The organism is Brevibacterium sp. 1718 (assembly GCF_051131255.1).
Taxonomy (GTDB): Bacteria; Actinomycetota; Actinomycetes; order Actinomycetales; family Brevibacteriaceae; genus Brevibacterium; species Brevibacterium sediminis.
Genome location: NZ_CP186550.1, coordinates 2,119,928 through 2,142,479 on the forward strand (window position 1 = coordinate 2,119,928; position 22,552 = coordinate 2,142,479).

The 22,552-nt window shown below is 65.5% G+C and carries 20 protein-coding genes and 1 tRNA gene; 7 read left to right on the forward strand and 14 right to left on the reverse strand.

Annotated features, from left to right (window positions below):
- Position 1: 1 nt before the first annotated feature.
- Complete coding sequence (locus ACOZ9V_RS09550; protein ID WP_434589481.1) at positions 2-676, reverse strand: HAD family hydrolase; 675 nt, start codon at positions 674-676, stop codon at positions 2-4.
- A gap of 22 nt (positions 677-698) precedes the next feature.
- Between ACOZ9V_RS09550 and ACOZ9V_RS09555 the strand changes: the two genes are divergently transcribed.
- On the forward strand, positions 699-1,529 hold the full coding sequence (locus tag ACOZ9V_RS09555) for a proteasome assembly chaperone family protein (RefSeq protein ID WP_434589484.1): 831 nt from the start codon (positions 699-701) through the stop codon (positions 1,527-1,529).
- A 56-nt stretch (positions 1,530-1,585) separates the two neighbouring features.
- On the opposite strand, the gene mshC is transcribed toward ACOZ9V_RS09555, so the two are convergent.
- Genes mshC through ACOZ9V_RS09570 form a run of 3 tightly spaced genes read right to left on the reverse strand, consistent with a single transcriptional unit; the run spans position 1,586 to position 4,288 of the window.
- Positions 1,586-2,845: a cysteine--1-D-myo-inosityl 2-amino-2-deoxy-alpha-D-glucopyranoside ligase gene (gene mshC, locus ACOZ9V_RS09560; RefSeq protein ID WP_434589487.1), complete on the reverse strand. Its 1,260-nt coding sequence runs from the start codon at positions 2,843-2,845 to the stop codon at positions 1,586-1,588.
- Between the two features lie 60 nt (positions 2,846-2,905).
- Positions 2,906-3,718, reverse strand: a complete 813-nt coding sequence (locus ACOZ9V_RS09565; RefSeq protein ID WP_434589490.1) for an SCO1664 family protein — start codon at positions 3,716-3,718, stop codon at positions 2,906-2,908.
- Between the two features lie 6 nt (positions 3,719-3,724).
- Positions 3,725-4,288, reverse strand: a complete 564-nt coding sequence (locus ACOZ9V_RS09570) for a DUF3090 family protein (protein ID WP_115614059.1) — start codon at positions 4,286-4,288, stop codon at positions 3,725-3,727.
- A gap of 57 nt (positions 4,289-4,345) precedes the next feature.
- Here ACOZ9V_RS09570 and ACOZ9V_RS09575 point away from each other — a divergent pair, with 57 nt between their 5' ends.
- On the forward strand, positions 4,346-4,606 hold the full coding sequence (locus tag ACOZ9V_RS09575; RefSeq protein WP_025778383.1) for a hypothetical protein: 261 nt from the start codon (positions 4,346-4,348) through the stop codon (positions 4,604-4,606).
- Between the two features lie 29 nt (positions 4,607-4,635).
- Here the strand turns inward: ACOZ9V_RS09575 and ACOZ9V_RS09580 are convergent, their stop codons facing one another.
- A complete protein-coding gene (locus ACOZ9V_RS09580) occupies positions 4,636-5,550 on the reverse strand; it encodes an aldo/keto reductase (protein WP_434589494.1) in 915 nt (304 codons plus the stop codon).
- A gap of 69 nt (positions 5,551-5,619) precedes the next feature.
- Between ACOZ9V_RS09580 and ACOZ9V_RS09585 the strand changes: the two genes are divergently transcribed.
- Complete coding sequence (locus tag ACOZ9V_RS09585) at positions 5,620-6,456, forward strand: undecaprenyl-diphosphate phosphatase (protein WP_376905674.1); 837 nt, start codon at positions 5,620-5,622, stop codon at positions 6,454-6,456.
- 78 nt (positions 6,457-6,534) lie between these two features.
- Here ACOZ9V_RS09585 and ACOZ9V_RS09590 read toward each other — a convergent pair whose 3' ends face one another.
- Positions 6,535-7,248: a histidine phosphatase family protein gene (locus ACOZ9V_RS09590; protein WP_434589497.1), complete on the reverse strand. Its 714-nt coding sequence runs from the start codon at positions 7,246-7,248 to the stop codon at positions 6,535-6,537.
- Between the two features lie 58 nt (positions 7,249-7,306).
- Between ACOZ9V_RS09590 and ACOZ9V_RS09595 the strand changes: the two genes are divergently transcribed.
- Both ACOZ9V_RS09595 and ACOZ9V_RS09600 read left to right on the forward strand, forming a co-directional pair.
- The gene (locus tag ACOZ9V_RS09595; protein WP_434589500.1) at positions 7,307-7,489 is read left to right on the forward strand and encodes a DUF5703 family protein; all 183 of its coding nucleotides are present in this window, start codon (positions 7,307-7,309) and stop codon (positions 7,487-7,489) included.
- Between the two features lie 4 nt (positions 7,490-7,493).
- Positions 7,494-8,522 carry a DMT family transporter gene (locus ACOZ9V_RS09600; RefSeq protein ID WP_434589503.1) on the forward strand — a complete coding sequence of 343 codons (1,029 nt, stop codon included), beginning with the start codon at positions 7,494-7,496 and terminating at the stop codon, positions 8,520-8,522.
- On the opposite strand, the gene ACOZ9V_RS09605 is transcribed toward ACOZ9V_RS09600, so the two are convergent.
- From ACOZ9V_RS09605 to ACOZ9V_RS09625, 5 genes are all read right to left on the reverse strand, one after another.
- Positions 8,476-9,783 carry a M20/M25/M40 family metallo-hydrolase gene (locus tag ACOZ9V_RS09605; RefSeq protein WP_139467248.1) on the reverse strand — a complete coding sequence of 436 codons (1,308 nt, stop codon included), beginning with the start codon at positions 9,781-9,783 and terminating at the stop codon, positions 8,476-8,478. The genes ACOZ9V_RS09600 and ACOZ9V_RS09605 overlap by 47 nt on opposite strands.
- Positions 9,784-10,035: 252 nt before the next feature.
- A tRNA-Leu gene (locus ACOZ9V_RS09610) sits at positions 10,036-10,123 on the reverse strand.
- An 84-nt stretch (positions 10,124-10,207) separates the two neighbouring features.
- Entirely contained in the window at positions 10,208-11,059 is an 852-nt protein-coding gene (locus ACOZ9V_RS09615) for a MaoC family dehydratase (RefSeq protein ID WP_139467249.1), read from the reverse strand.
- On the reverse strand, positions 11,056-12,408 hold the full coding sequence (locus tag ACOZ9V_RS09620; protein WP_139467250.1) for a 3-oxoacyl-ACP reductase: 1,353 nt from the start codon (positions 12,406-12,408) through the stop codon (positions 11,056-11,058). Before ACOZ9V_RS09620 ends, ACOZ9V_RS09615 begins: the two co-directional genes overlap by 4 nt.
- Positions 12,405-13,694 carry an acetyl-CoA C-acetyltransferase gene (locus ACOZ9V_RS09625; protein ID WP_139467251.1) on the reverse strand — a complete coding sequence of 430 codons (1,290 nt, stop codon included), beginning with the start codon at positions 13,692-13,694 and terminating at the stop codon, positions 12,405-12,407. The genes ACOZ9V_RS09620 and ACOZ9V_RS09625 overlap by 4 nt, the downstream gene beginning before the upstream one ends.
- Before the next feature lie 58 nt (positions 13,695-13,752).
- On the opposite strand from ACOZ9V_RS09625, the gene ACOZ9V_RS09630 reads away from it, so the two are divergent.
- Positions 13,753-14,364 carry a TetR/AcrR family transcriptional regulator gene (locus ACOZ9V_RS09630; RefSeq protein ID WP_139467252.1) on the forward strand — a complete coding sequence of 204 codons (612 nt, stop codon included), beginning with the start codon at positions 13,753-13,755 and terminating at the stop codon, positions 14,362-14,364.
- Positions 14,361-16,400 carry an acyl-CoA dehydrogenase family protein gene (locus ACOZ9V_RS09635; protein WP_172169554.1) on the forward strand — a complete coding sequence of 680 codons (2,040 nt, stop codon included), beginning with the start codon at positions 14,361-14,363 and terminating at the stop codon, positions 16,398-16,400. Before ACOZ9V_RS09630 ends, ACOZ9V_RS09635 begins: the two co-directional genes overlap by 4 nt.
- A 129-nt stretch (positions 16,401-16,529) precedes the next feature.
- On the opposite strand, the gene metX is transcribed toward ACOZ9V_RS09635, so the two are convergent.
- From metX to ACOZ9V_RS09650, 3 genes are all read right to left on the reverse strand, one after another.
- Positions 16,530-17,564, reverse strand: coding sequence for a homoserine O-acetyltransferase MetX (gene metX / locus ACOZ9V_RS09640; protein WP_434589510.1), 1,035 nt, complete (start codon positions 17,562-17,564; stop codon positions 16,530-16,532).
- 1 nt (position 17,565) lies between these two features.
- Complete coding sequence (locus ACOZ9V_RS09645; RefSeq protein WP_139467255.1) at positions 17,566-18,888, reverse strand: O-acetylhomoserine aminocarboxypropyltransferase/cysteine synthase family protein; 1,323 nt, start codon at positions 18,886-18,888, stop codon at positions 17,566-17,568.
- Positions 18,889-19,058: 170 nt separating this feature from the next.
- Complete coding sequence (locus tag ACOZ9V_RS09650; RefSeq protein ID WP_434589512.1) at positions 19,059-22,505, reverse strand: error-prone DNA polymerase; 3,447 nt, start codon at positions 22,503-22,505, stop codon at positions 19,059-19,061.
- Between the last annotated feature and the right edge of the window lie 47 nt (positions 22,506-22,552).

Below are 22,552 nucleotides of genomic sequence, written 5' to 3' on the forward strand. Positions count from 1 at the left end.
CTCAGGCGCTCTGCTGCGCACGGAGGCGTCGCAGATCGGCGACGCTGCGACCTTCGAGGCTGTTCCACAGGATCCGCCCCGGACGAGGTTCGAGGTCGATGAAATGCGGGATTCCGATCGCAATGGTGCCGGCCGCCTCGGCGCTGGCCAGACCCGGCTTCGAATCCTCCAGTGCCACACAGTCGGCCGGGTCGAGGTCGAGCAGCGCAGCACCCCGCAGATAGGGCTCGGGATCCGGTTTGCCGGCGGTCACCTCATCGCCGGCGACGAGACCCGCGAAGCTGTCGGGCGGACAATTGGCGATGACCGCCTCGGCCAGCGGCCGGTACGACATCGTGACCATGACGTTCGGGATGCCTTCGGTCTTGAGTTCGGCCAGCAGCTCCAGCGCACCGGGGCGGAAGGGCACGGATTCTCGGATCTGCCCGATGACGTTGCCCATCAGGGTCTCGACGATCTCCTCGGCGGGAAGGTCGAGGCCGGCCTCACGCATCATTCGGGCGGAGACGATGAGCTCGTTGCCGACGAATTCGAGCCCCTGCTCTTCCGACCAGGACAGCCCATGGGCGTTCATGAGCTCGGTCTCGGCGCGGATCCAATACGGCTCGGTGTCGACGAGGGTTCCGTCCATGTCCCACAGGACGGCTGCTGGGTCGGCTGATGCATGGTTCGTCATACGCCCAGCGTAGTCTGGAACTATGAGTATTCTTCCATCCGGGTCCGGGGCACTCGTCTTCATCGCCTTCGAAGGTCAGGATGCCGATGCTTCCGAAGCGGCGAGCTCACTGGTCAAGGATCTCATCGAGGTCTGGCACCTGGACGACTCCGAGATCCTCGACACCGATGGGTTCTACGAATTCCGCTTCTCCGAACCCGAGATCATCCGCGACGAGGACGGGACGGCGTCGATCGCCTGGCCGGGTGTCGCGGTCCATCGAGGTCTCCTCGGCGAGCAGCCGATCACGGTCATCCACGGTCACGAACCGGGATTGAAATGGCGGGAGTTCCTCTCCCTCGTCCTCGCTCACGTCGGTGACGACGATACCGTCATCCTCCTCGGCGGTCTCCATGCCGAGGTTCCGCACACACGTCCGCTGCCGGTGGTGGCCAACACGGAGGACGCAGAGATTGCGTCCGAGCTCGGCATCGACGCCAACGGCTATGAGGGTCCCATCGGCATTCTCGGTCTCCTCGGCGTCGCCTGCCGGTGGCGCGGGGTCCGCGCCATCAATCTGTGGGTGGGAGTGCCGGACTATCTGGCCGAGTCGCCGTCGCCGAAAGCCGAACTCGCGTTGGCGAAGGCCGTCGAACGCTATGCCGGCATCGAAATCGACATCCACGTGCTCGAAGAGGAGAGTCGGGCATGGGAGCTCGGCGCCGACGAACTCGTCTCCTTCAACCCGCGGCTGGCAGAACTCGTCCAAGCACTAGAGAAGCAGAACGATTCGACGGAGCTGCCCGAAGCCAGCGGGGATGCCATCGCGGCCGAGTTCGAACGCTATCTACGCAAACGCGGCCGCGATAAGTGAATCGCCGACTCCCGGTGGTCAGGCGGTGAACGCCGAGAGCTGTCGGTCGAGCAATGTCAGTCGAGCAGGCGGATGCCCAGCAGGGCGTCGACGGCGTCGGCGACTCGGTCGCCGGTGATGGCTGCTGTCTCCGAGGGTTCGGAGTCCGCGTAGTGTTCGGCCCATTCGTCGAGGATCCCCAGAGCCCGCGGGCTGTCGAGGTCATCGGTGAGTGCTTCGCGCAGCAGGCCGATGATGTGCTCACGCAGACCCTGGCGACATTCTGATTCGCATTTGGCCGCATGCTTCCATGCCTGCAGACGTGCTTCGGCGATGGACAACTGGTCCTCGGTGAAGCTCCAGTCGCTGCGGTAGTGGTTGGACAGGATCACGGTGCGAATGGCCATGGGGTCGACTCCGCGCTCGCGCAGCTTCGAGACGAGGACGAGGTTGCCCTTGGACTTGCTCATCTTCTCGCCGTCGAGGCCCACCATTCCGGTGTGCATATAGGTCTTCGCCATGGGTGTGTCCCGCCAGGCAGCAGCATGGGCGGCACTCATCTCATGGTGAGGGAAGATGAGGTCGCTGCCGCCTCCCTGCACGTCGACGGGGAAGCCGAGATACCGATCGGCGATGACAGTGCATTCGACATGCCAGCCCGGTCGTCCCCGGCCCAGTGTGCCTCCGTCCCAGGACGGTTCGCCTTCGCGTTCGGCCCGCCACAGCAGCGGATCGATGGGATTCTCCTTGCCCGGAGTCTCGGGGTCACCGCCGCGTTCGGCCGAGAGCGCTGCCATGGTCTCGGCGTCGTCATGGCTGACTGTGCCGAACGGTGGGGTGATCTGCGTCGACACACGGTAGTAGACGTCACCGCTGTCAAGAGTGTAGGCGGCCCCCTTGTCCACGAGATCGCGGACGCCGGCGGCGATCTCGTCGACGGATTCGACGACGCCGATGAAGTTCGCCGGCGGGATCACCCGCAGGGCTTCCATATCCTCTCGGAAGAGATCGATCTGCGACGAGGCGAGTTCGCGCCAGTCGACTCCCGTGGCGTCGGCCCTCTCCAGCAGCGGATCGTCGACGTCAGTGGTGTTCTGTGCGTACTCGACTTCGAGTCCCGCATCGCGCCAGATCCGGTTGAGCAGGTCGAAGGCCACATAGGTGGAGGCGTGCCCGAGGTGCGTCGCATCGTAGGGGGTGATGCCGCAGACGTAGAGTCGAGCGGTCTGCTTGGATCCGCGTAGCCTGCGCGGGCTGCGTGTGCTCGTATCAAAAACCGTAGGCACCTTGCCGGTGCTGGTCAGACGGGGCAGTTGAGGTTCGGGCCATGACTTCACGGCACCCAGCCTAACCGAGAGGCTGGCGTTCGGCACTTCCGAAGCAAAGTGATGCCGGTTTCATATCGGCGGCCAGGGAATGACGGTGCGATCGTCCGGTGCGTCTGGGAAGAACTCGGCGGCGAGAAGCCGATCGGCCCGGCCCTTCAGAGCCTCGATCTCGTCTGCCGACAGGCAGTCGCTCAGCTGCGTCCGCAGCCTCTCGTCCATGGTGGCGACTTCCTGAAGCGCATCGATCTCTTCGGCGCAGAACGAGGTGCGAGAGAAACCCCACAGAACGGTGCGCAGCTTCTCCTCATTGTGGAAGGTCAGTCCGTTGTCGATGCCGAAGACGCCGATGTCGGCCGCGGCGGTGCTCGGCAGACAGCTGCCGGTGATGACATGACCTGCTTTGCGGTCGGCGTTGTTGGCGAGCAGGTCGAAGAAGGCAATGGAACGCAGGCTCTCGTCGACGGAGTGCGAGAGCACGAGGTCACGTCCGTCCTCGGTGCGCAGAGCGAAGATCGGAGTGTGATCGACAGGGATCGCGTTGACCGTCGACAGCGTCACAGCTTCGTCATCGTCGGAGGCTTCGACATAGGCCTGCAGGGATCCGCGGCCGGCGGGCAGATCATCGCGCAGAACCGTCGGCGGAACGACCCCCAGGTCGAGTGCGGCAGAGAGTCGATACGCCGCCACCTCGCGCAGAGCCAATGTCTGTGCCGTGAAATCGTGCAGGGGCCGCTCCCCCGAGATGGGCTTGTAGACGGCCTTGATCGCCCGGCCTTCGTGTTCGAGCACGAGCAGTCGGGTGTCATTGCTGGCTCGAGGGATCGATCCCATCTCCGTCCACTCCCCCGCAGCCAGCGCGTCGAGGAGAATCCCGTGGTCCATCACTGATCAGGCGCGCGGGATCCCGTTGGCACGGGGGCACAGATGGCCGTCGGGTTCGAGCGGGAGGGAGCAGAACGGGCAGTCTCCGCGTCCGGCGCTGACGACCTGTTCTCCGCGGCGGGCGAATTCTCGCGCGGCGGCTGCGTCGAGGACGATCCGCAGGACTTCGCGTTCGACCTCGTCGTCATCGGGGTCGGCAGAGGTTCCGGCCTGGGCATCCGCCTCGGTGAGTTCGAAGCATTCGATGACGAGTTCGTGCTTGACAGTGTCCCACCCCAGGCTCATCGTGCCGACGCGGAACTCCGGTTCGATGGGGACGTTGAGACCGGCGTTGTCGATGAGATCGTCGAGCGCCGTCTGCGGCACCCGCGCGGCCGGATCCTTGATCATCACCATATCGAGCAGTTCGGTGATCCGGTCGGAGAGGATTTCGACCTGCTCCTTCTCGACGACCACGGTCGTCAGAGCGTTGCCGGACTTCGCCTGGAGGAGGAACGTCCTCTCACCGGGGAGTCCGATTGTGCCGACGACGAAACGATCGGGTGTGGGGTGGTCGTACAGAGCTGCCATGTCTTCAGCCTAGTTCAAAGACTTACATGACGGTCCGGCCTGGGATACATTTGAGTCATGAGCACTGATCCTCGTGAGGCCCTGGACGCATTCCTCGAAGCAGTGAGAGAGCACTACGCTGCATCCGCGCACCGCAATGGTGACCAAGACCCCCGAGTCGAAGCCGCTTATATGGCTTTGGCCGATGCCTTCGAAATCTACGAAGACGCGATCTACACCGCGTTCGACGAAGTCACTCCATTCGAACTCTTCGATGACGTCGAGGATGCCAAGGACGATGACGAGTTCCTCCTCGACGATGACGACGAGGACGACTGAGGGCCTGACTGAGCGTCGGACCTGCCGCTCTAGTCCGACGGACCCCAGGAGATCTGGTCGAGCACTTCGGCGATCTCATCCGCCAGTTCGACCTCGCTGGCGGTGACCTCGGCCAACTGTGCCGAAGTGCGCGGCGAGACCAGAGTGCTCGCGATACCGTGCTGCCGGTTGAAAGCCAGGGCGATGTCCAATGTCGACACACCCAGAGCGGTCGCGGCACGACGGACGCCGGCAAGCACACGGTTCGACCGCTCATCGAGATAGGCACCGGCGTAATCGCTCAGCTCCCCCGCCAACCGCGAATCCTGGGGAGTCGCGTTCCGGTACTTGTCAGTGAGCACTCCGCGACCCAGTCCTGCTCCGGCGATGATTGAGACTCCCGCATAGTCGGCGGCCGGAACGAGCTCCGCCTCGGCCTCGCGGTTGAGCAGCGAGTATTCTGCGACGGCACACGCGACCGGAATCCCGGCCCCGCGCATCTCCGCCAGCTGCCAACCGGTGTGGTGGGACACGCCCACGTAGCGGATCTTCCCGAGAGTGAGCAGGGTCTCGACCGCCGATGCGGTCTCGGCACGGTCGACCTCGGCATCGAAGACGTCGAGGACGAGCACGTCGAGGTGGTCGCGACCGACTGTGCGCAGCAGGGAATCGACTTGGCTGAGGATTCTGGAGCGCCCGAGTCCGGCCTCGATGTGGCCGGGTTCACTGATGGACACGCCCACCCGGGCCAGCAGCAGAATCTCTTCGGGAAGTCTCAGCCGTCCGAGCACCTCGGCGGAGATCGTAGCCGAGCTGGGCAGCTCGATGAGGTTGCCACCTGCGTCTTTATACCCATCGACGAGGCGCTGGGCGACCTGGTCATCGACCCGGTGCCCCCACTCGAAGGTCCCGAGACCCACATCGCTGACGTCCAGACCGGTAGTGCCGAGGCGTTGGTGCTTCATGCTTCTTGAGGTTACCCGATGCTGCGACTACCGTGGTTTCGTTCCCACCTCATATTCTCAAGGAGTCGTATGTACGACTGGCTGGTCGCTGCCGTGCTCGGAATCGTGCAGGCACTCACCGAGTTCCTCCCGATCTCCTCCTCGGCGCATGTGCGCATCGTCGGCGAACTCATGCTGCCCGGTTCGGATCCGGGCGCGTTCTTCACCGCCATCATCCAGATCGGCACCGAGGCGGCCGTCGTCGTCTATTTCTGGCGCGATATCGTCACAATCATCTCGAAATGGTGCAAGGCACTCGTCGGCAAGCATGATCGCAAGGACCCCGAGGTGCGCCTCGGTTGGCTCATCATCGTCGGCTCGATCCCCATCGTCATCATCGGCCTGCTCTTCCAGGACTACATCGAGGGTGCTCTGCGCAGCCTGTGGATCACCGCGACGATGCTCATCGTCTTCGGTCTCATCATCGGCGTCGCCGACTGGGCCGGGAAACGCGAACGCACCCTCGAGGACATGAACTGGGGTCAGGGCATTCTGTTCGGCTTCGCCCAGGCCCTCGCCGTCATTCCCGGCGTGTCACGCTCGGGCGGCACGATCATGGCCGGCCGTTTCATGGGCTTCGATCGTCCAGCGGCGGCTCGCTACTCGTTCCTGCTCGCCATTCCCGCCGTCGTCGGTTCCGGTCTCTACGGTGTGGCGCAGACGCTCGGTCGCAGTGAAGCCATGGTTCTCGGCTGGGGACCGACGATCCTCGCCACAGTGATTTCGTTCGCTCTCGGTCTCGTCGTCATCCACTGGTTCCTCAAGTACGTGGAGACGAAGTCCTTCGCCATCTTCGTCTGGTACCGCGTGGCCCTGGGCATCGTCCTCTACATCCTGCTCGGCACCGGAGTCCTCGCAGCAGTCTGAGCCCGCGCGTTTCATTTCGGGCTGTCGTCCGACACTCCAGCACCATCTGATCCCGGCATTCGCTCCTGAGTGCCGGGATCAGCGCGTTCCGCCGCCGCCGACGGCGGCCGATTGGGCGAGTCCGGCGGCGGTCACCGACATCGCCGCGAGCACCGGCCTGTCACCGGAGAAGTCGATGACCGTGAACGATCCGGGAGCGACGCTCAGCCGTTGGAAATCGTCCAGCGGCATCCCCAGGGCGTCGGCGATGATCGCCTTGATGATGTCTCCATGGGAGACGATCATCGCCCACCGAGGCGGCGCCGATTTCTCGGTACCGTCCGTGGGCACTGCATCGGGCCGGGATTCCGCGTCGGCACGTTCGTCCTCACGCAGCTGGGCCACGAGATCACGGACGCGGGCTGTGGAACGTTCGGCCGCCTCGGTGATGGATTCCCCTCCGGGGAACCTGGCCTGCGACGCCGACTTCACTACGGTCGCCCACAGAGGCTCCTTGCCCAGTTCCTTGAGTGGCCGGCCCGTCCATTCGCCGTAGTCGAGCTCGATGACGGCCTCGTCGACGTCGATGCCATCGAAGTCAGCTGTTTCGGCCACGATCGATGCGGTCTGTTCGCAGCGCTGCAGGGGCGAATGCAGCAGCTGGGTGAAGTGTCGGTGCGGCAGCAGTTCGAGATTGGCCCGCAGCGCCCGGATTCCCTCATCGGTGAGGGACACGCCGGGCGCGCGTCCGGCCAGGATTCCGGAGACGTTGGCGCTGGAGAGGCCGTGCCGCAGCAGAACGATGACGGGCATACCCTCAAGATTAGCCCAGATCGTCTAGGGTGAGTCTATGAAACGTCAGCGTCCACGTATGGCATACGAGTTCCGCAAGGTCTCGTTCTCTCGTGATGTGCCGCGGTCGGTCAGCCTGCAGGAACTCAACGACCAGGCGGAATACGGCCAATGGGAGCTCGCCCGCACCCGCATCTCCGTCGGCGGAGTCCGCACCGTGTGGCTGCGCCGGAAGATCATGCCGTTGACGATGAGCAGCTGATGGTGTGAGATCGCCTTCCCTCGTTCCTGTTCTCACTGCCGGCTTCGTCACGATCACTGCGGGAGCGGCGATGTCCCTGCAGGGACGAGCGAACGGTCTGCTCGGGCAGGTGCTCGGACACGCCGTCTTCGCCGCGCTCGTCTCGTTCTTCGTCGGCATCCTCTGTGTCGGCATCGCCTTGGCAGTCTCGGCCCGATCCCGTGCTGCCGGCCGACGTCTCATCGCGCTGCTGCGGGATCGTACGCTGCCCTGGTGGATGCTCCTCGGGGGCTTGAGCGGCTGCCTCGTCGTCATCGCACAGGCCACGACCATTCCGCGGATCGGCGTGGCCATGTTCACGATGGCGTTCGTCTCCGGCCAGGTCACCGGTGGGCTCATCGTCGATGCCACCGAGCTGCCGCCGGGCGGCCGTCAGCGTCTGAGCGTCCTGCGCATCCTCGGCGTGGTCATCGTCCTCGCTTCCCTGGCCTTCGCCGCCGCTGACCGGCTGCAGTCGGGGATTCCGCTGTGGACTCCCCTGCTCCCGCTCGTCTCCGGGGCACTGACGAGTGTGCAGCAGGCGTTCAACGGCCATATCCGGGCTGCCACCGATTCGGCGGTGGTCGCGACGACGGTGAACTTCACGGTCGGCTTCGCAGCACTCGTCGTCGGCACATTCGTCCTGCTCATGACCGGACATCCCTGGCGCGGACTCCCGACCGCGCCGGATCAGTGGTGGATCCTCCTCGGCGGGGCCTTCGGGGTGGTCTTCATCGCCCTGACGACGGTCACCGTAGCCAGGCTGGGTGTGCTGCTGCTCAGCCTGTTCGCGCTCTTCGGCAATCTCGTCGGGGCATTGGCCCTCGATGTGCTGCTGCCGATTCCCGGCTCCGATGTCACGCTGACCACGGTGCTCAGCGCCATCGGAGTGCTCATCGGTATCGTCGTGACGCTTCTGCCGGTGCCGGTCAGACCCTCATCATCAGCGGTCGGGCCCAGATCACCGGTCAGGCCTTCATCAGGAAGTCGCCGAGGACCCGCGTCCCGAACTTGAGCGCCGAGATCGGCACTCTCTCGTCAACGCCGTGGAACATGGCCGGGAAGTCGAGGTCGCCGGTCAGCTGGAGCGGAGCGAAGCCGTAGCCGGTGATGCCGAGCTCGGCCATCGACTTGTTGTCTGTGCCTCCGGAGAGCGTATAGGGCAGGACGTTCGCGCTCGGGTCGTCGGCGAGCAGGCTCTTCTGCATCTGCGCGACCAGCGGAGTGTCGAACGGTGACTCGAGCGCCTCGCCTTCATCTTCGGCGGTGATGTCGATCCCCTCCCCTGCGAGTTCCTTGATCTTGAGCATGACGTCCTCGTGCTGTCCCGGCAGAGTGCGACAGTCGACGTAGGCGGTCGCGGTGCCGGGAATGACGTTGTGTTTGTATCCGGCTTCGAGGAACGACGGGTTGGAGGTGTTCTGCAGGGTCGGTGCCACGAACTTCTCGACCGAACCCAGCTCGGCGAGCAGCTGCGGAATCGTCTCTGCCGTGAACTCGATTCCCGTGAGCTCCGAGACGCCTTCGAGCAGTTTCCGTGTGGCCAGGGGGATCTCCTGGGGCCACGGGTGGTTGCCGATCCGGGTGATCGCGGCGGCGAGCCGCGTGACGGGGTTGTCGTCGTTTCGCTGAGATCCGTGTCCGGCGGTACCGTGAGCGACGAGGTTGAGCCAGGCCAGCCCCTTCTCTGCCGTCTGGATGAGGTAGATCCGCTGGCCGCGGACGTCGACGGAGTAGCCGCCGACCTCCGAGATCGCCTCGGTGGCCCCGGAGAACAGCTCGGGACGGTTGCGCACCATATGGCGGGCACCGTAGTTTCCTCCGGCCTCCTCGTCGGCGAAGAACGCGATCACGAGGTCCCGACGCGGAGTGAGTCCCTGGCGGAGCATGGCGCGGACGGACGCGACGATCATCGCGTCCATGTTCTTCATGTCCACCGCTCCGCGGCCCCACAGCAGACCGTCTTTGACGACTCCTTCGAAGGGGTCGACGCTCCAGTCCTCCGCGGCCGCCGGAACGACGTCGGTGTGGCCGTGGACGACGAGTGCCGGAGCCTCCGGATCGGAGCCTTTCACACGAGCGACGAGATTGGCCCGGCCCGGGGAGGATTCGACGATTTCGGACTTCAGGTCAACCTCGGAGAGCCAGGACGCGATGAGTTCGGCGGCCGGCAGCTCCGGGTTGGCTTTGTTCCCGCCCCAGTTCTGTGTGTCGATGCGGATGAGCTGACGGCACAGTTCGGTGACTTCGTCCTCTGCGGTGCTGAAATCAAACACGGGACTCCCCTCGATGGTGGTTCGATCACGCGGCAGTGCTGTGATCGGCCTGACAGTCACCACCGTATCCCACCCGCGAGCCCGGCTCACAGACGATCGGGCGTGAATCAGCGGGTCAGAAATTCATCCGTGGTGATCGGGAACGGGGCGGATGATCATTGAACCCGCAGAAGCCCCGATGCCGCAGACGTCTCCGACTGCCGAATACGAAAATGGCCTCCGGATCGAAATCCGGAGGCCATCTCCTCGTTGTGCGCGAAGGGGGACTTGAACCCCCACGCCCGATAAGTTGGGCACTAGCACCTCAAGCTAGCGCGTCTACCAATTCCGCCACTCGCGCTGGCAACAGAGATAACTCTACATGCGCGAAACGGTGTCGCAAAATCGAAATCGGCTTTTGTGACGCACTGCACTTATCACGCCATCATTCGAGGTGTGCCACCCGCGAGAGGACGTGCGGTTTGCCGTTCTTCAGGTCGAAGACGGCCGACTCCGCAGCCTCGTGACGACGCCCGGAGGTCAGCGCATAGCCGACCGTGCCGGGCAGCAGGATCGGCTTCGCGAAGGACACATCCCAGCGGTAGGACTCGAGCCGCGGATCCATTGCCGAGAACGCCCGGGAGGCGCTGTACATCCCATGGGCGATCTGCCGTGGGAATCCGAATCCCTTCGCGGCCAGACCGTTGAGGTGGATCGGATTGTAGTCACCGGAGACCTTCGCATAGCGCTGACCGATGATCGGATCCAGACGCCACAGGGCACTGGGCTGCGGCGCCGTGAACTCGAGGTGCGGCACCTGTGCCTTCGGCTTGGCTCCGGAGAGCTTCCGCCCCTTGGCCAAGTACGTCGAGACCTCGTCCATCACGGGACGACCGTCGACCTTCGCCTCGAGCCGAACCTCGATCGTGGTGCCCTTCGTGTGCTCGAAGGGACCGGCGAGCTCGAGGTGGAAGTCCACAACCTCGCCGAGGCGGGCCTGCGAATGCATATCGACGCGATTGTGGATGTGGACCATCCCCATCATCGGCAGCGGCACTTCGGGGTCGGCCAGCAGCTGCATGCTCAGCGGGAAGCCGAGGATGTGCAGGTAGCCGGGGTGGACGATATCGTCCAGACCGTGACCGACGACGTGGGCGAAGCCCGCATAGGCGACCGGTTCGAGCGGAATGCTGCGATCGATCGCATGGTCCGGCAGCTCCGGACCGGTGCGCGGGCCCACCGGCAGGGTCTTGAGCAGGGCACGGGCATAGATGGGAAGCATCGAATCCGCCATCATGCACCCACCATGTTCTGACCGCAGACACGCAGCGTCTGTCCGTTGATGCCGCGGGCACCGCTGGATGCGAGGAAGCCGATCGCTTCGGCCACATCGACCGGCTGCCCGCCCTGCTGCAGGCTCGAGAGCCGGCGCGCGACCTGGCGTGTGAGAGTCGGCATCTTCGCGGTCATATCCGTTTCGATGAAGCCGGGTGCCACCGCGTTGATCGCTCCCCCGCGGGCGGCGAAGTCCTCCGCCGAGGCGGCCGTGAGTCCGATGACGCCGGCCTTCGAGGTCGCATAGTTCGTCTGGCCGCGGTTGCCCGCGATTCCCGAGGTCGAGGCCAGGGAGACGACCTGGGCGCCGTCGGCGAAGAGTCCTTTCTCCGCCAGGCGCGCATTGATCATCGTCTGCGCGGCGATGTTGACGGCGATGACAGAATCCCATTTGGCCGCGTCCATGTTCGCCAGCATCTTGTCGCGGGTGATGCCGGCGTTGTGGACGAGGATGTCCACGGGTGCCCCGAGCGCCTCGGCGATCTTGTCCGGGGCATCGGCTGCGGTGATGTCGAGCTGCAGCGACTTGCCGCCGATCCGGTTCATCACCTGCGCCAGCGCCTGCCCTGCCTGCGGCATGTCCACGCCGATGACGTAGGCGCCGTCGCGGGCGAGGTTCTCGGCGATCGCGGCTCCGATTCCACGTGCGGCACCGGTGACCACGGCAGTGCGACCGGCCAGCGGGCCGGCGTCACCGGTGGACATGAATTCGTCCAGGCTCAGCCGCTGACCGGCGTCCGAAGACACCGTGAGGAACTGGCCGGAGACATAAGCGGACTTGCCCGAGAGCAGGAACCACAGGGCCGCATTCACCGAGGGTGCGGTGAGGTCGACGCCGTCGAGCAAGATTCCGTTGGCGGTCGAGCCGGCGCGCATCTCGTGGGCGACGGACCGGGTGAAGCCGGTGATGCCCTGGGCGGTGGCGGCCTGCTCCGGTGTCTGGTTCTGCGCATCCGGTGCCGTCGAGATTGTGATCACTCGACCGCAGGTGGCAAGCGAACGCAGGGCGGCGCCGATTTCGAGCACGACCGGTGACAGGTCAGCCGGGGACTGCGCATCGTCGAGGACGGCGATGACGGCCCGCAGCTTCTCACCGGTCTGTGCGTTGCGGCGGACCTCAAGTCCGTTCTCCAGCAGCTGATCGGCCAGCCCCTGGGCCCCGGGACCGGTGCCGAGGACGAGGACCGGCTTGTTCTCATAGGACGCCGGGGTGGAGCCGAAGCGATTGAGTTCGACCGGCTGCGGCAGACCGAGGGTTTTGGCCACCTGCTTCAGCGGTCCGTTGACGAGGGAGAGATAGGTGTCTTTCATGCTGCCTCCACAATCGCAGTGAGTCCCTGTCCGCCTGCAGCGCAGATCGAGACCAGGGAGCGCTTCTTGCCGGTGGTCTTCAGGTGCTTGGCGGTGCTGGCGATGATGCGTCCGCCGGTGGCGGCGAAGGGGTGGCCGGCGGCCAAGCTCGAGCCCAGCGGGTTGAGCTTGTCGCGGTCGATGGTGCCCAGCGCCGCATCGAGACCGACCTTATCCTTGCAGAACTCTTCGGATTCCCAGGCGGCCAGGTGCGAGAGCACGGTGGAGGCGAATGCCTCGTGGATCTCGAAGACATCGAAGTCATCGAAGGTCAGCCCGTTGCGGGCCAGCAGCCGCGGAACTGCGTAGGCAGGGGCCATGAGCAGACCTTCGTCGCCGTCGACGAAATCGACGGCGGCGGCTTCGGCATCGACGAGGCGCGCCAACGGGGTGAAGCCGTGCTCGTCTGCCCAATCCTCACTGCCCAACAGCACCGAGGAGGCGCCGTCGGTCAGCGGAGTCGAGTTGCCGGCGGTCATGGTCGCCTCGGTGGCGAGCTTCCTGCCGAAGACGGGGTTGAGCTTCGCCAGGGATTCCACGGTCGAGTCGGCACGCATGTTCGTATCGCGGCTGACCCCGAGGTACGGGGTGGTGAGGTCATCGAAGAAGCCGGATTCCCATGCCGCGGCGAGGTTCTTGTGGGAGGCCACGGCCAGTTCGTCCTGGGCCTGTCGGCTGATGCCCCAGGCGGCGGTGGTGATCGCCTGATGCTCGCCCATGCTCAAGCCCGTGCGCGGTTCGCCCGTGCTCGGAGCCTGCGGTGCGAGGTAGGCGGGGCGGATCTGGGAGGCGATCTTCGCCTTCTGCACCATCGTCTTCGCACGGGTGAGCTCGAGGAGGATCTCGCGCATCGAATCGTTGATGACGATCGGAGCGTCGGACGTCGAATCCACGCCCGAGGCGATTCCGGATTCGATCTGCCCGGCATTGATCTTGTTGTTGAGGCTGACCACGGCTTCGAGGCCGGTGGCGCAGGCCTGACCGAGATCGAAGGCGGGGGTCGTCGGTGCCAGGGCGGAGCCGAGCACGGCTTCCCGGGTGAGGTTGAAGTCCTTCGAATGCTTGAGGACTGCACCTCCGGCGACCTCGCCGATGTTCTCTCCGGCCAGTCCGAAGCGGGCAACGAGCCCGTCGATGGCCGAGGTGAGCATATCGAGGTTCGTGGCCTTCGAGTACTGCTTGTTCGAGCGGGCGAAGGGAATTCGGTTGCCGCCGAGGATGACGGCGCGGTTGTTGGGAGCGGACATGTGCACCTCCGAGTGGTTGATTTAGCCGATACCGACAGTACCTGATACTGTCGGTTACATGAAATCGATCACAGACGGTCGCTCGACGAGATGGCAGAAGCATCGCGATGAGCGTCGTCGCGAACTTCTGCGTTCCGTGCGGCTCGTCGTCGACGAGTACGGCGACGATATGTCGATGGAGCAGATCTCTGACGCGACCGGGACGTCGAAGTCGGTGCTCTACCGATACTTCACCGACCGGGCAGGTCTGCAGGCGGCCATGGGTGAATGGGCGATGGGCGTCATCGTCCGGTCTCTCGACGAGGCCGCGGCCGCCTCGGCGAAGGGCGAGGGCTCAGCCGCGGCGCAGGAGTCCCTGGCCGCGATGATCCGCGCATTCGTCACGCTCGCCGCGAATTCTCCGAACGTGTATCGCTTCTGCGACACCGCGGTCAACCGGTTCGCGCCCGAGGAGACCGGCGGTTTCTTCAATTCCATTGCCGGGCAGCTGGCCGAACGCCTCGGGCTGAGCGGCGAACAGGCTCGGCTGTGGTCGGCCGGAGCGATCGGTTTCGTCCGCGCCGCCACCGAGACGTGGCTGTCCCGACCGGACCGGCCCGAGGAATTCGCCACCACCATCACCCATTGGCTCTGGGCAACCCTGCCCGAACAACGAGGAGTAGAACAATGAAGCTGTCTCTTGACCCGAAAGCCATCAACGACGTCCTCGACGGACATTGGGCAGAAGCTCGCCGACGCGGGCGGACTCTGGCCGAAGAGCCGTCGACCCATGACGATCCGGCCGATGATCTCGACACCGCACGAGCGAAGACCCTAGACGGGGTCATGATGATGGCCGAGACCGGGCTGCCGATGACCGGGCTGTCACCGGAGATGGGCGGAAAGAACGAACACGCAACGAACGTCGCCGGGTTCGAAGAGACCGTCACGGCCAACCCGAGCCTGCAGATCAAAGCCGGCGTCCAGTTCGGACTCTTCGGCGGAGCGATCCTCCATCTGGGAGACAAGGAGCAGCATCAGAAGTGGCTGCTCGACGCTCAGTCCGGCCGTCTGCTGGGTTCGTTCGCGATGACGGAGATCGGGCACGGCTCCGATGTGGCGAACGTGGCGACCACCGCCACCTACGATGAGGCGACCGAAGAGTTCGTCATCGAGACCCCTTTCCGGGCCGCAACGAAGGAGTACATCGGCAACGCCGCCCGCGATGCCCGGGCCGCCGTCGTCTTCGCTCAGCTCATCACCAAAGGTGTCAAGCACGGGGTGCATGCCTTCTTCGTGCCCGTCCGCGACGAGGCCGGTGAGCCGATGCCGGGAGTCTCGATCGAAGACGACGGCTACAAGGGCGGGCTCAAGGGAGTCGACAATGGTCGCCTCGCCTTCGACTCCGTGCGGATCCCACGCACCAACCTGCTCAATCGCTACGGAGACGTCACCGCCGACGGCACGTACTCCTCCCCCATCGAATCGCCGGGACGCCGCTTCTTCACGATGCTCGGCACCCTGGTCCAGGGTCGTGTTTCGCTCGACGGCGCCTCAGTGGTCGCATCGAAGATCGCCCTCGACATCGCCGTGCGCTACGGACTCGAGCGCAAGCAGTTCACGGCCGGCGATGACTTCGCCGAGACGACTCTGCTCGACTACGGCCAGCATCAGCGTCGCCTCATGCCGGCCCTCGCCGCCGTCTACGCCTCGGCGTTCGCGCACGAGAAGCTGCTGACCTCCTTCGAAGAGGTCTTCGCCGGAGCCGATGACTCCGAGGAGAACCGGGCTCTGCTCGAGACCCGGGCGGCTGCGTTCAAGGCCGACTCGACCTGGATGGCGCTCGACGTCATCCAGGAATGCCGTGAGGCCTGCGGCGGTGCCGGATTCATGGCGGAGAACCGCCTCGTCGGGCTGCGCGCCGACCTCGACGTCTACGTCACCTTCGAAGGCGACAACACGGTGCTGCTGCAGCTCGTGGCCAAGCGCCTCCTCGGCGACTATGCCAAGGAATTCGCGAACCTCGACGTCGGCGGAGCCGCCCGCTTCATCGGCACCCAGGCCGCCGAACATACGCTCTACCGCACCGGTCTGGCCAATGCCGGACGGGCGATCTCGGATGCGCTGACCCCGAACCTCGGCGACAAGCGGATCAGGTCGGGACGCCTGCAGCGGACACTGCTCGAAACGCGACTGGAGGTCATGGTCGCCGGAGTCGCTCAGGCACTGCGACCTGCGACGAAGATGCCGGCCGCGCAGGCGGCCGATCTGTTCAACGTCCACCAGCATGAGCTCATCGAGATGGCACGCGCCTATGTCGAGCTCGAGAAGTGGAAGGCGCTGGACGAGAAGATGAAGGAGCAGACCGACGCCGATCAGGCCAAGGCCTTCCGTCGTCTGCGTGACACCTACGGTCTCGGACTGATCGAGAAGCACATGGCCTGGCACCTCATGTACGGTCGCCTGCCGATGTCGCGTGCACGCCAGATCAACGAGACGCTGAACCGTCTGTGCAAGAAGCTTGCCGCCAATGCCCTCGACCTCGTCGAAGCATTCGGCTACTCGGATGTCCACCGTCGGGCCACCATCGCCTCCGGCGTCGAAGCCGAGCGTCAGGCAGAGGCCGCCGACTACTACCGTCGGGCGCGGGCTCGTCAGGACTTCCCGGTCGACGAGAAGCAGCTGCGCAAGGCCGCGAAGAAGAAGGCGAAGGCCGCCGCACGGTGACCGCAGGCCCGTGATCCGGGCACACCAGAAGACCCCCGCAGCGAACGGTCTGCGGGGGTCTTCTGGTGCTTGGGGAGATTCGGGTCGCCGGCTGGCGACGGTGCTCGCTGCCAGCCAGCCCCGACGGTCTCAGTCGGCGAGGAAGTCGGCGAGCACCGCGGAGATCTTCTCCGTCTCGGTGAGGAACCCGTCGTGGCCGACCGGGGAGTCGATGATGTGGTGTCGCACTCTCCCCGGCAGCGCCTCGGCGAGGATGCCCACCTGTTCCGGCGGGAACAGCCGATCCGAGGACACGGAGACCACGAGGTTGTCGGCGCAGGCGTCGGCCAGTGCCACCGTGAGGTCGGAGGAGCGACCTCGGCGCACATCGTGGTCGCGCAGGGCACGTGTGAGCACGATATAGCTGTGCGGATCGAACCGGGCGGTGAGCTTCTTGGCCTGATGGTCCAGGTACGAGGTCACCTCGTAGTAGTCCTCCGAACGCAGGCGGCGGGAGAAGCGTTCATTGAGGTCGGCATCGTTGCGATACGTCAGGTGCGCGATCTGCCGGGCCAGTCCGAGACCATGACTGGGGAAGCTGCCGACGGCCGAATAGTCTCCGGAGTAGTAGTCGGCGTCGAGTTCGATCGCGCGTTCCTGCATCATCGCCCAGGCGATCTGGTCGGCTTCGCAGAAGGCCGGTGCGGCGATGACCGCGCATTTGCGGACCTTCCGGCTGTCCAACAGAGCGAACTCGAGCGCTCGCGCACCTCCCATGGATCCGCCGATGACGGCGACCCAGGAGTCGATGCCGAGGATCTGGGCGAGATTGTGCTCCAGGCGTGCCATGTCGCGGATCGAGACCCGAGGGAATCGGGAGCCGTAGGCCAGACCGTCATCATAGGACGACTGCGGCCCGGTCGTTCCCGAGCAGCCTCCGAGGGAGTTCGCACACACCACGAAGTACTTGTCGGTGTCGACGGCTTCCCCGGGCCCGACGACACCCGCCCACCATTCGGTGACGCGGGTGTCGCCGGTCAGAGCATGCTCGATGAGGATCGCATTGGACCGGTCGGCGTTGAGGGCGCCGAAGGTCTCATAGGCGATCTCGACCGTGCCGAAGGTGTGTCCCGAGTCCGTACCGAAGCCGAGGATCCGTTCGACGGAAGTGCTCTGGGTGGTCATCTCAGGCCGCGGTCTGCGCCTTCGCCGCAGCTGCCGCGAAGCCCTTGTCGAGGTCGCCGATGATGTCGTCGACACCTTCGATGCCCACGGACAGGCGGACCAGTGCCGGGTTGACTCCGGCCGCTTTCTGGGCTTCCTCGTCGAGCTGAGCGTGCGTGGTCGAGGCCGGGTGGATGACGAGCGAGCGGACGTCGCCGATGTTCGCCACCAGCGAGTGCAGTTCGAGGGCGTCGACGAAGGCCACAGCAGCGTCGTATCCGCCGGCGATGTCGAAGGCGAGCACCGAACCCACGCCGTTCGGCAGGTACTTCTTGGCCAGTCCGTTCCAGGGGCTCGACTCGAGTCCGGCGTAGGCGACGCGGTCGACCTGGCTGTGAGCCTCGAGGTAGGCGGCGACCTTGTTCGCGTTCTCCACGTGGCGCTCGATGCGCAGGCTCAGGGTCTCGATGCCCTGGGCCAGCAGGAACGCGTTCGTCGGGCTGAGCGAGGGTCCGAGGTCGCGCAGGCCCTGCACGCGAGCCTTGAGTCCGAAGGACACGTTCACTCCGAAAGCTCCGTCGGCGCCGAGGTCGCGAGCGAAGACGAGTCCGTTGTAGGAAGCGTCGGGTTCATTGAAGCCGGGGAACTTCTCCGGCTGTGCTCCGTAGTCGAAGTTGCCGCTGTCGACGAGGACACCGGCAACGGAGTTGCCGTGGCCGCCGAGGTACTTCGTGGCCGAGTGGAGCACGACGTCGGCACCGTGTTCGATCGGACGCACGAGGTAGGGGCTGGCGAGGGTGTTGTCGACGATCAGCGGCACACCGGCATCGTGAGCGATTCCGGCGATCGCCTCGATGTCGAGGATGTCTGAGCGCGGGTTCGACACGACCTCGCCGAAGAGGAGCTTCGTGTTGTCCTGGATCGCGTTCTTCCACGCCTCATGGTCGTCGACATTGACGAAGGTGGTCTCGATGCCGAGCTTGCGCAGGGTGACGTCGAGGAGGTTGACGGTTCCGCCGTAGAGGCTGGAGCTGGCCACGATGTGGTCACCGGCTCCGGCGACGTTCGTGATCGCGAGGAATGCCGCGGACTGGCCCGAGGCGGTGAGGACGGCGTGGACGCCGCCTTCGAGATCGGCGATGCGGTTCTCGACGACCTCGTTCGTCGGGTTCGTCAGGCGGCTGTAGACGGGGCCGACGTCGGTCAGCGCAAAGCGCGCTGCGGCGTGGTCGACGTCGTTGAACACGAACGAGGTGGTCTGGTGAATGGGCAGGGCGCGCGAACCGGTGGTCGGATCGGGAACCTGTCCGGCATGGATCTGTCGGGTTTCGAATGCCTGGGTCATGGTGACTCTCCTGTATGAGTGCGGTGGCGGTGTCGCTGGTTGAGGCGATGTGATGTGTCTACTGTCATCGACTTCGCCGGCTGGCACCCGCCTGTGTGTCATGTTGGCGTCATCGTGTGTCATGTTTCGTCACACCGTGCCGTGCAGCTGTCATCTGGCAGTGCCGACGTTCACCGGAAGTTCCGCGCCTTCGTCGGCAGCTGGACCTCGAGGGGGACGAGTTTGTGCGCGTAGAGGCTGACCACGTCTCCCCCGCGCTGGATGAGTCCGGTGACGACGAGGGCGTTGCGGGAGGTCGCGACCGTGCGGAAGCGTTTCATCAGCCCGGCCGTGGCTACGACGTTGAGCATCCCGAATTCGTCTTCGAGGTTGATGAAGGTGATCCCCGAGGCGGTGGCCGGGCGCTGCCGGTGGGTGACGATCGCGGCCACCGTCATCCGGGTTCCGTCCGCCGCACGCGCCGCATCCGCGGTCGATGAGTATCCGCGGGCGCTCAGCGTCTCGCGCATCATCTCCGTGGGGTAGCCGTCGACGGTGATCCCGGTGGAGAAGAGTTCGGCCAAGGTCGTATCGAAGGCGTCCATGGTCGGCAGGCTCGGCGCCGAGTCCACGCTCGCCGTTCCCGGCAGCAGCCCCGGATGGGCACCGGCGACTCCCCCGGCCAGCCACAGGGCCTGCCGTCGGTCGAGGTCGAATCCGGACAGGGCCCCGGCCGTGGCCAGCGATTCCAGGGCCTGCTTGCCGATGCCGGTGCGTTCGGCCAGGTCCGCCACCGAGGCGAAGGGAGCGATCTCGCGTTCGGTCACGATCACCTCGGCGAAGGAGCCGACATGCGCGACCGTGTCCAGTCCCAAGCGGATCCCCAGCTCCCCCGCCGAGGCGGTCGTGTCCTTGTCCGCTCCCGCTGAGGCGGTGCCCCCGCCCCCTGCCTCTGCGACCCGTTCGAGGTCCGTGGCCGCCTGCGACCGGCGGATGTCGACGGGCAGGATCGGCACTCCGTGCCGGCGGGCATCGGCGATGAGCGACTGCGGGGAGTAGAAGCCCATCGGCTGGCTGCGTAGCAGACCTGCGGTGAAGGCGGCGTGGTGATGGTATTTGAACCAGGCAGACTGATAGACGAGGTTCGCGAAGCTGATGGCATGCGATTCGGGGAACCCATAGTTCGCGAAGGCCGCGATGGTGGAGAAGATCGTCTCGGCGGTCTCCGCGTCGACTCCGCGCTCCATGGCTCCGGTACGGAACTTCTCGGCGAGTTCGGCCATCCGCTTCTCCGACCGACGGGAGCCCATGGCCTGCCGCAGCCGGTCGGCATCGGCACCGGTGAACCCGCCGACGTCGATGGCCATCTGCATGAGCTGCTCTTGGAACAGAGGGACCCCGCAGGTCTTGGCCAAGGACTTCTCGAGCAGCGGGTGGAGGTATTCGACCTCATCCAGACCCTGCCGTCGGCGGATATAGGGGTGGACGGAGCCACCTTGGATCGGCCCCGGTCGGATGAGGGCGACCTGGACGGCCAAGTCGTAGAACTTCTCCGGGCGCAGCCGGGGCAGGGTGGCCAGCTGGGCGCGGGATTCGACTTGGAAGACCCCGATCGCGTCGGCGCGGCAGAGCATCTCGTAGACGGCTTCGTCGTCGTCATCGATCTCCGCCCGGTCGATGAGGACCCCAGTATGACGGTGGACGAGTCCGACCATCTCGTGCAGGGCGGTGAGCATGCCCAGACCGAGCAGGTCGAACTTGACCAGGTCCATGGCCGCGCAGTCGTCCTTGTCCCATTGGACGACGGTGCGGTGGCCCATCGTCGCCTTCTCGATCGGCACGACTTCACCGATGGCACGGTCGGCCAGGATCATCCCACCGGAGTGGATTCCCAGATGGCGCGGTGAGCCGAGCAGATCCTCGGCGACCTTGAGCACCGGTGCGGGCACCGGTGAGTCCTCGGCATCGGGCAGGCTCGACCACCGGTTGCTCGACTTCGAGAACGCATCCTGCTGGCCGGGGGCATAGCCGAGGCTGAAGGCGGCGTCCCGGATAGCCGATTTCGCACGGTAGGTGATGACATTGGCGACCTGGGCGGCCCGGTCACGGCCGAAATGGTCGTACACGTATTGGATAACCTCTTCGCGGCGGCCGGATTCGATGTCGATGTCGATGTCCGGGTACCCCTTGCGGTCCGGGGACAGGAACCGGTCGAAGAGCAGTCCGTGTTTGACGGCGTCGACGGCGGTGATGCCGAGGACGTAGCAGACCGCGGAGTTCGCCGCCGACCCCCGGCCTTGGCAGAAGATGCCCATATTGCGGCAGAACTCGGTGATGTCGAAGACGATGAGGAAGTAGCCGCAGAAGCCCAGTTGGGCGATCATGTCCATCTCCCGGTCCAGCTGCTCCCAAGCCCGCGGGTGCTCTGCTCGGGATCCGTAGCGGGTGCGGCCGCGTTCGGCGATGAGGCCACGCAGATACTTCTCCCCCTCGGTCTCATCGGGCATCGGCGCCTTCGGCAGGTCGGGACGGGCCGAGGAGAGGACGAAGGAGCAGTCCTGACCGATCCGCACCGCATTGTCCACAGCCTGCCGCGGGAATCGCGCGAGCATCTCCTGGCCGGTGTGGATGCGTGCGCTCGCCGTCGCCGGCAGCCATCCGGCCAGTTCGTCCAGGGACTTCCGCGACCGCACCGAGGCGCGCACCTGAGCCGACTTCCACTCGGCCCGGGTGGCGAAGTGGACGGCATTGCTGGCGATGATCGGCAGGCCCGTCCGCTGGGCCAGATCGCCGAGGTGGCCCAGCCTCTCGTCGTCATCCGGGGTTCCGTCCCGGCTGAGTTCGACGGCGACCCGGTCGGGTCCGAAGAGTGCGGTGAGTTCGCGCAGAGCGCTGAGTCCGCCGTCGTCGTCGCCCAACGCTCGTCGCAGCGGTCCTTTGCGGCAGCCGGTGAGGATCATCCAGTCTCCGTCCTCTGCCGCGAGTTCTTCGAGGTCGAAGAGCGGACGGTTCTTCTCACCGCGCAGGTTCGCCTCGGTGATGACCTGAGAGAGCTGGTGGTAGCCCTCGACGCTGCGGGCGAGGACGAGCAGGTGGGTGGCATCGGGGTCGGTCTGTCCGGGGATCTTCTCGGCCAGCCCGATGGACAGTTCGGAGCCGAACACGGTGTCCAGCCCCACCTCGGCGGCGGCATGGGCGAAGCGGACGGCACCGTAGAGTCCGTTGTGGTCGGTCAGCGCCAGGGAGCTCAGCCCGGCGGCGGCGCCGGCGGCGACGAGTTCTTCGGGGTCGGAGGCTCCGTCGAGGAAGCTGAACTGGGAGTGCACATGCAGCTCCGCCCAGTCGACCTGCTTCCGCAGCAGTCCCGGTCCGCGGTTCGGCCCCTGAGCGCTGCCGGCGCCTGCCGGCTCCTGATAGCGGCTGCGTCCGTCCGAACCGCCGGGGCCGACCGAGACTTGGTAGCGGTCGGGGCGGGAGAACGCAGGAGCATCGGAGCCGTCGGCGTGCTTGTCGACAGGCTGTCTTCCTGCCGGGTTCTCACCAGCAGGCTGTTTGTCCGCCGGGGAGGACGGGATGTCCTTGCCCTCGAGGCGGCGGGCCAGCTTCGACCACGGTGTGCGCGGGTTCGAGAATCCCATCGGGATCTCCTCCTCTCAAGTGGGGTCGTTCTCTCGGTTGGGGTCGT

Bases quoted from the DNA above. Each gene is read 5' to 3' on its own strand.
- ACOZ9V_RS09550 (WP_434589481.1), bottom strand. From the start codon at position 676: ATGACGAACCATGCATCAGCCGACCCAGCAGCCGTCCTGTGGGACATG.
- ACOZ9V_RS09555 (WP_434589484.1), top strand. From the start codon at position 699: ATGAGTATTCTTCCATCCGGGTCCGGGGCACTCGTCTTCATCGCCTTC.
- ACOZ9V_RS09565 (WP_434589490.1), bottom strand. From the start codon at position 3,718: ATGGACCACGGGATTCTCCTCGACGCGCTGGCTGCGGGGGAGTGGACG.
- ACOZ9V_RS09570 (WP_115614059.1), bottom strand. From the start codon at position 4,288: ATGGCAGCTCTGTACGACCACCCCACACCCGATCGTTTCGTCGTCGGC.
- ACOZ9V_RS09575 (WP_025778383.1), top strand. From the start codon at position 4,346: ATGAGCACTGATCCTCGTGAGGCCCTGGACGCATTCCTCGAAGCAGTG.
- ACOZ9V_RS09580 (WP_434589494.1), bottom strand. From the start codon at position 5,550: ATGAAGCACCAACGCCTCGGCACTACCGGTCTGGACGTCAGCGATGTG.
- ACOZ9V_RS09585 (WP_376905674.1), top strand. From the start codon at position 5,620: ATGTACGACTGGCTGGTCGCTGCCGTGCTCGGAATCGTGCAGGCACTC.
- ACOZ9V_RS09590 (WP_434589497.1), bottom strand. From the start codon at position 7,248: ATGCCCGTCATCGTTCTGCTGCGGCACGGCCTCTCCAGCGCCAACGTC.
- ACOZ9V_RS09595 (WP_434589500.1), top strand. From the start codon at position 7,307: ATGGCATACGAGTTCCGCAAGGTCTCGTTCTCTCGTGATGTGCCGCGG.
- ACOZ9V_RS09615 (WP_139467249.1), bottom strand. From the start codon at position 11,059: ATGATGGCGGATTCGATGCTTCCCATCTATGCCCGTGCCCTGCTCAAG.
- ACOZ9V_RS09620 (WP_139467250.1), bottom strand. From the start codon at position 12,408: ATGAAAGACACCTATCTCTCCCTCGTCAACGGACCGCTGAAGCAGGTG.
- ACOZ9V_RS09625 (WP_139467251.1), bottom strand. From the start codon at position 13,694: ATGTCCGCTCCCAACAACCGCGCCGTCATCCTCGGCGGCAACCGAATT.
- ACOZ9V_RS09630 (WP_139467252.1), top strand. From the start codon at position 13,753: ATGAAATCGATCACAGACGGTCGCTCGACGAGATGGCAGAAGCATCGC.
- ACOZ9V_RS09635 (WP_172169554.1), top strand. From the start codon at position 14,361: ATGAAGCTGTCTCTTGACCCGAAAGCCATCAACGACGTCCTCGACGGA.
- metX (WP_434589510.1), bottom strand. From the start codon at position 17,564: ATGACCACCCAGAGCACTTCCGTCGAACGGATCCTCGGCTTCGGTACG.
- ACOZ9V_RS09645 (WP_139467255.1), bottom strand. From the start codon at position 18,888: ATGACCCAGGCATTCGAAACCCGACAGATCCATGCCGGACAGGTTCCC.
- ACOZ9V_RS09650 (WP_434589512.1), bottom strand. From the start codon at position 22,505: ATGGGATTCTCGAACCCGCGCACACCGTGGTCGAAGCTGGCCCGCCGC.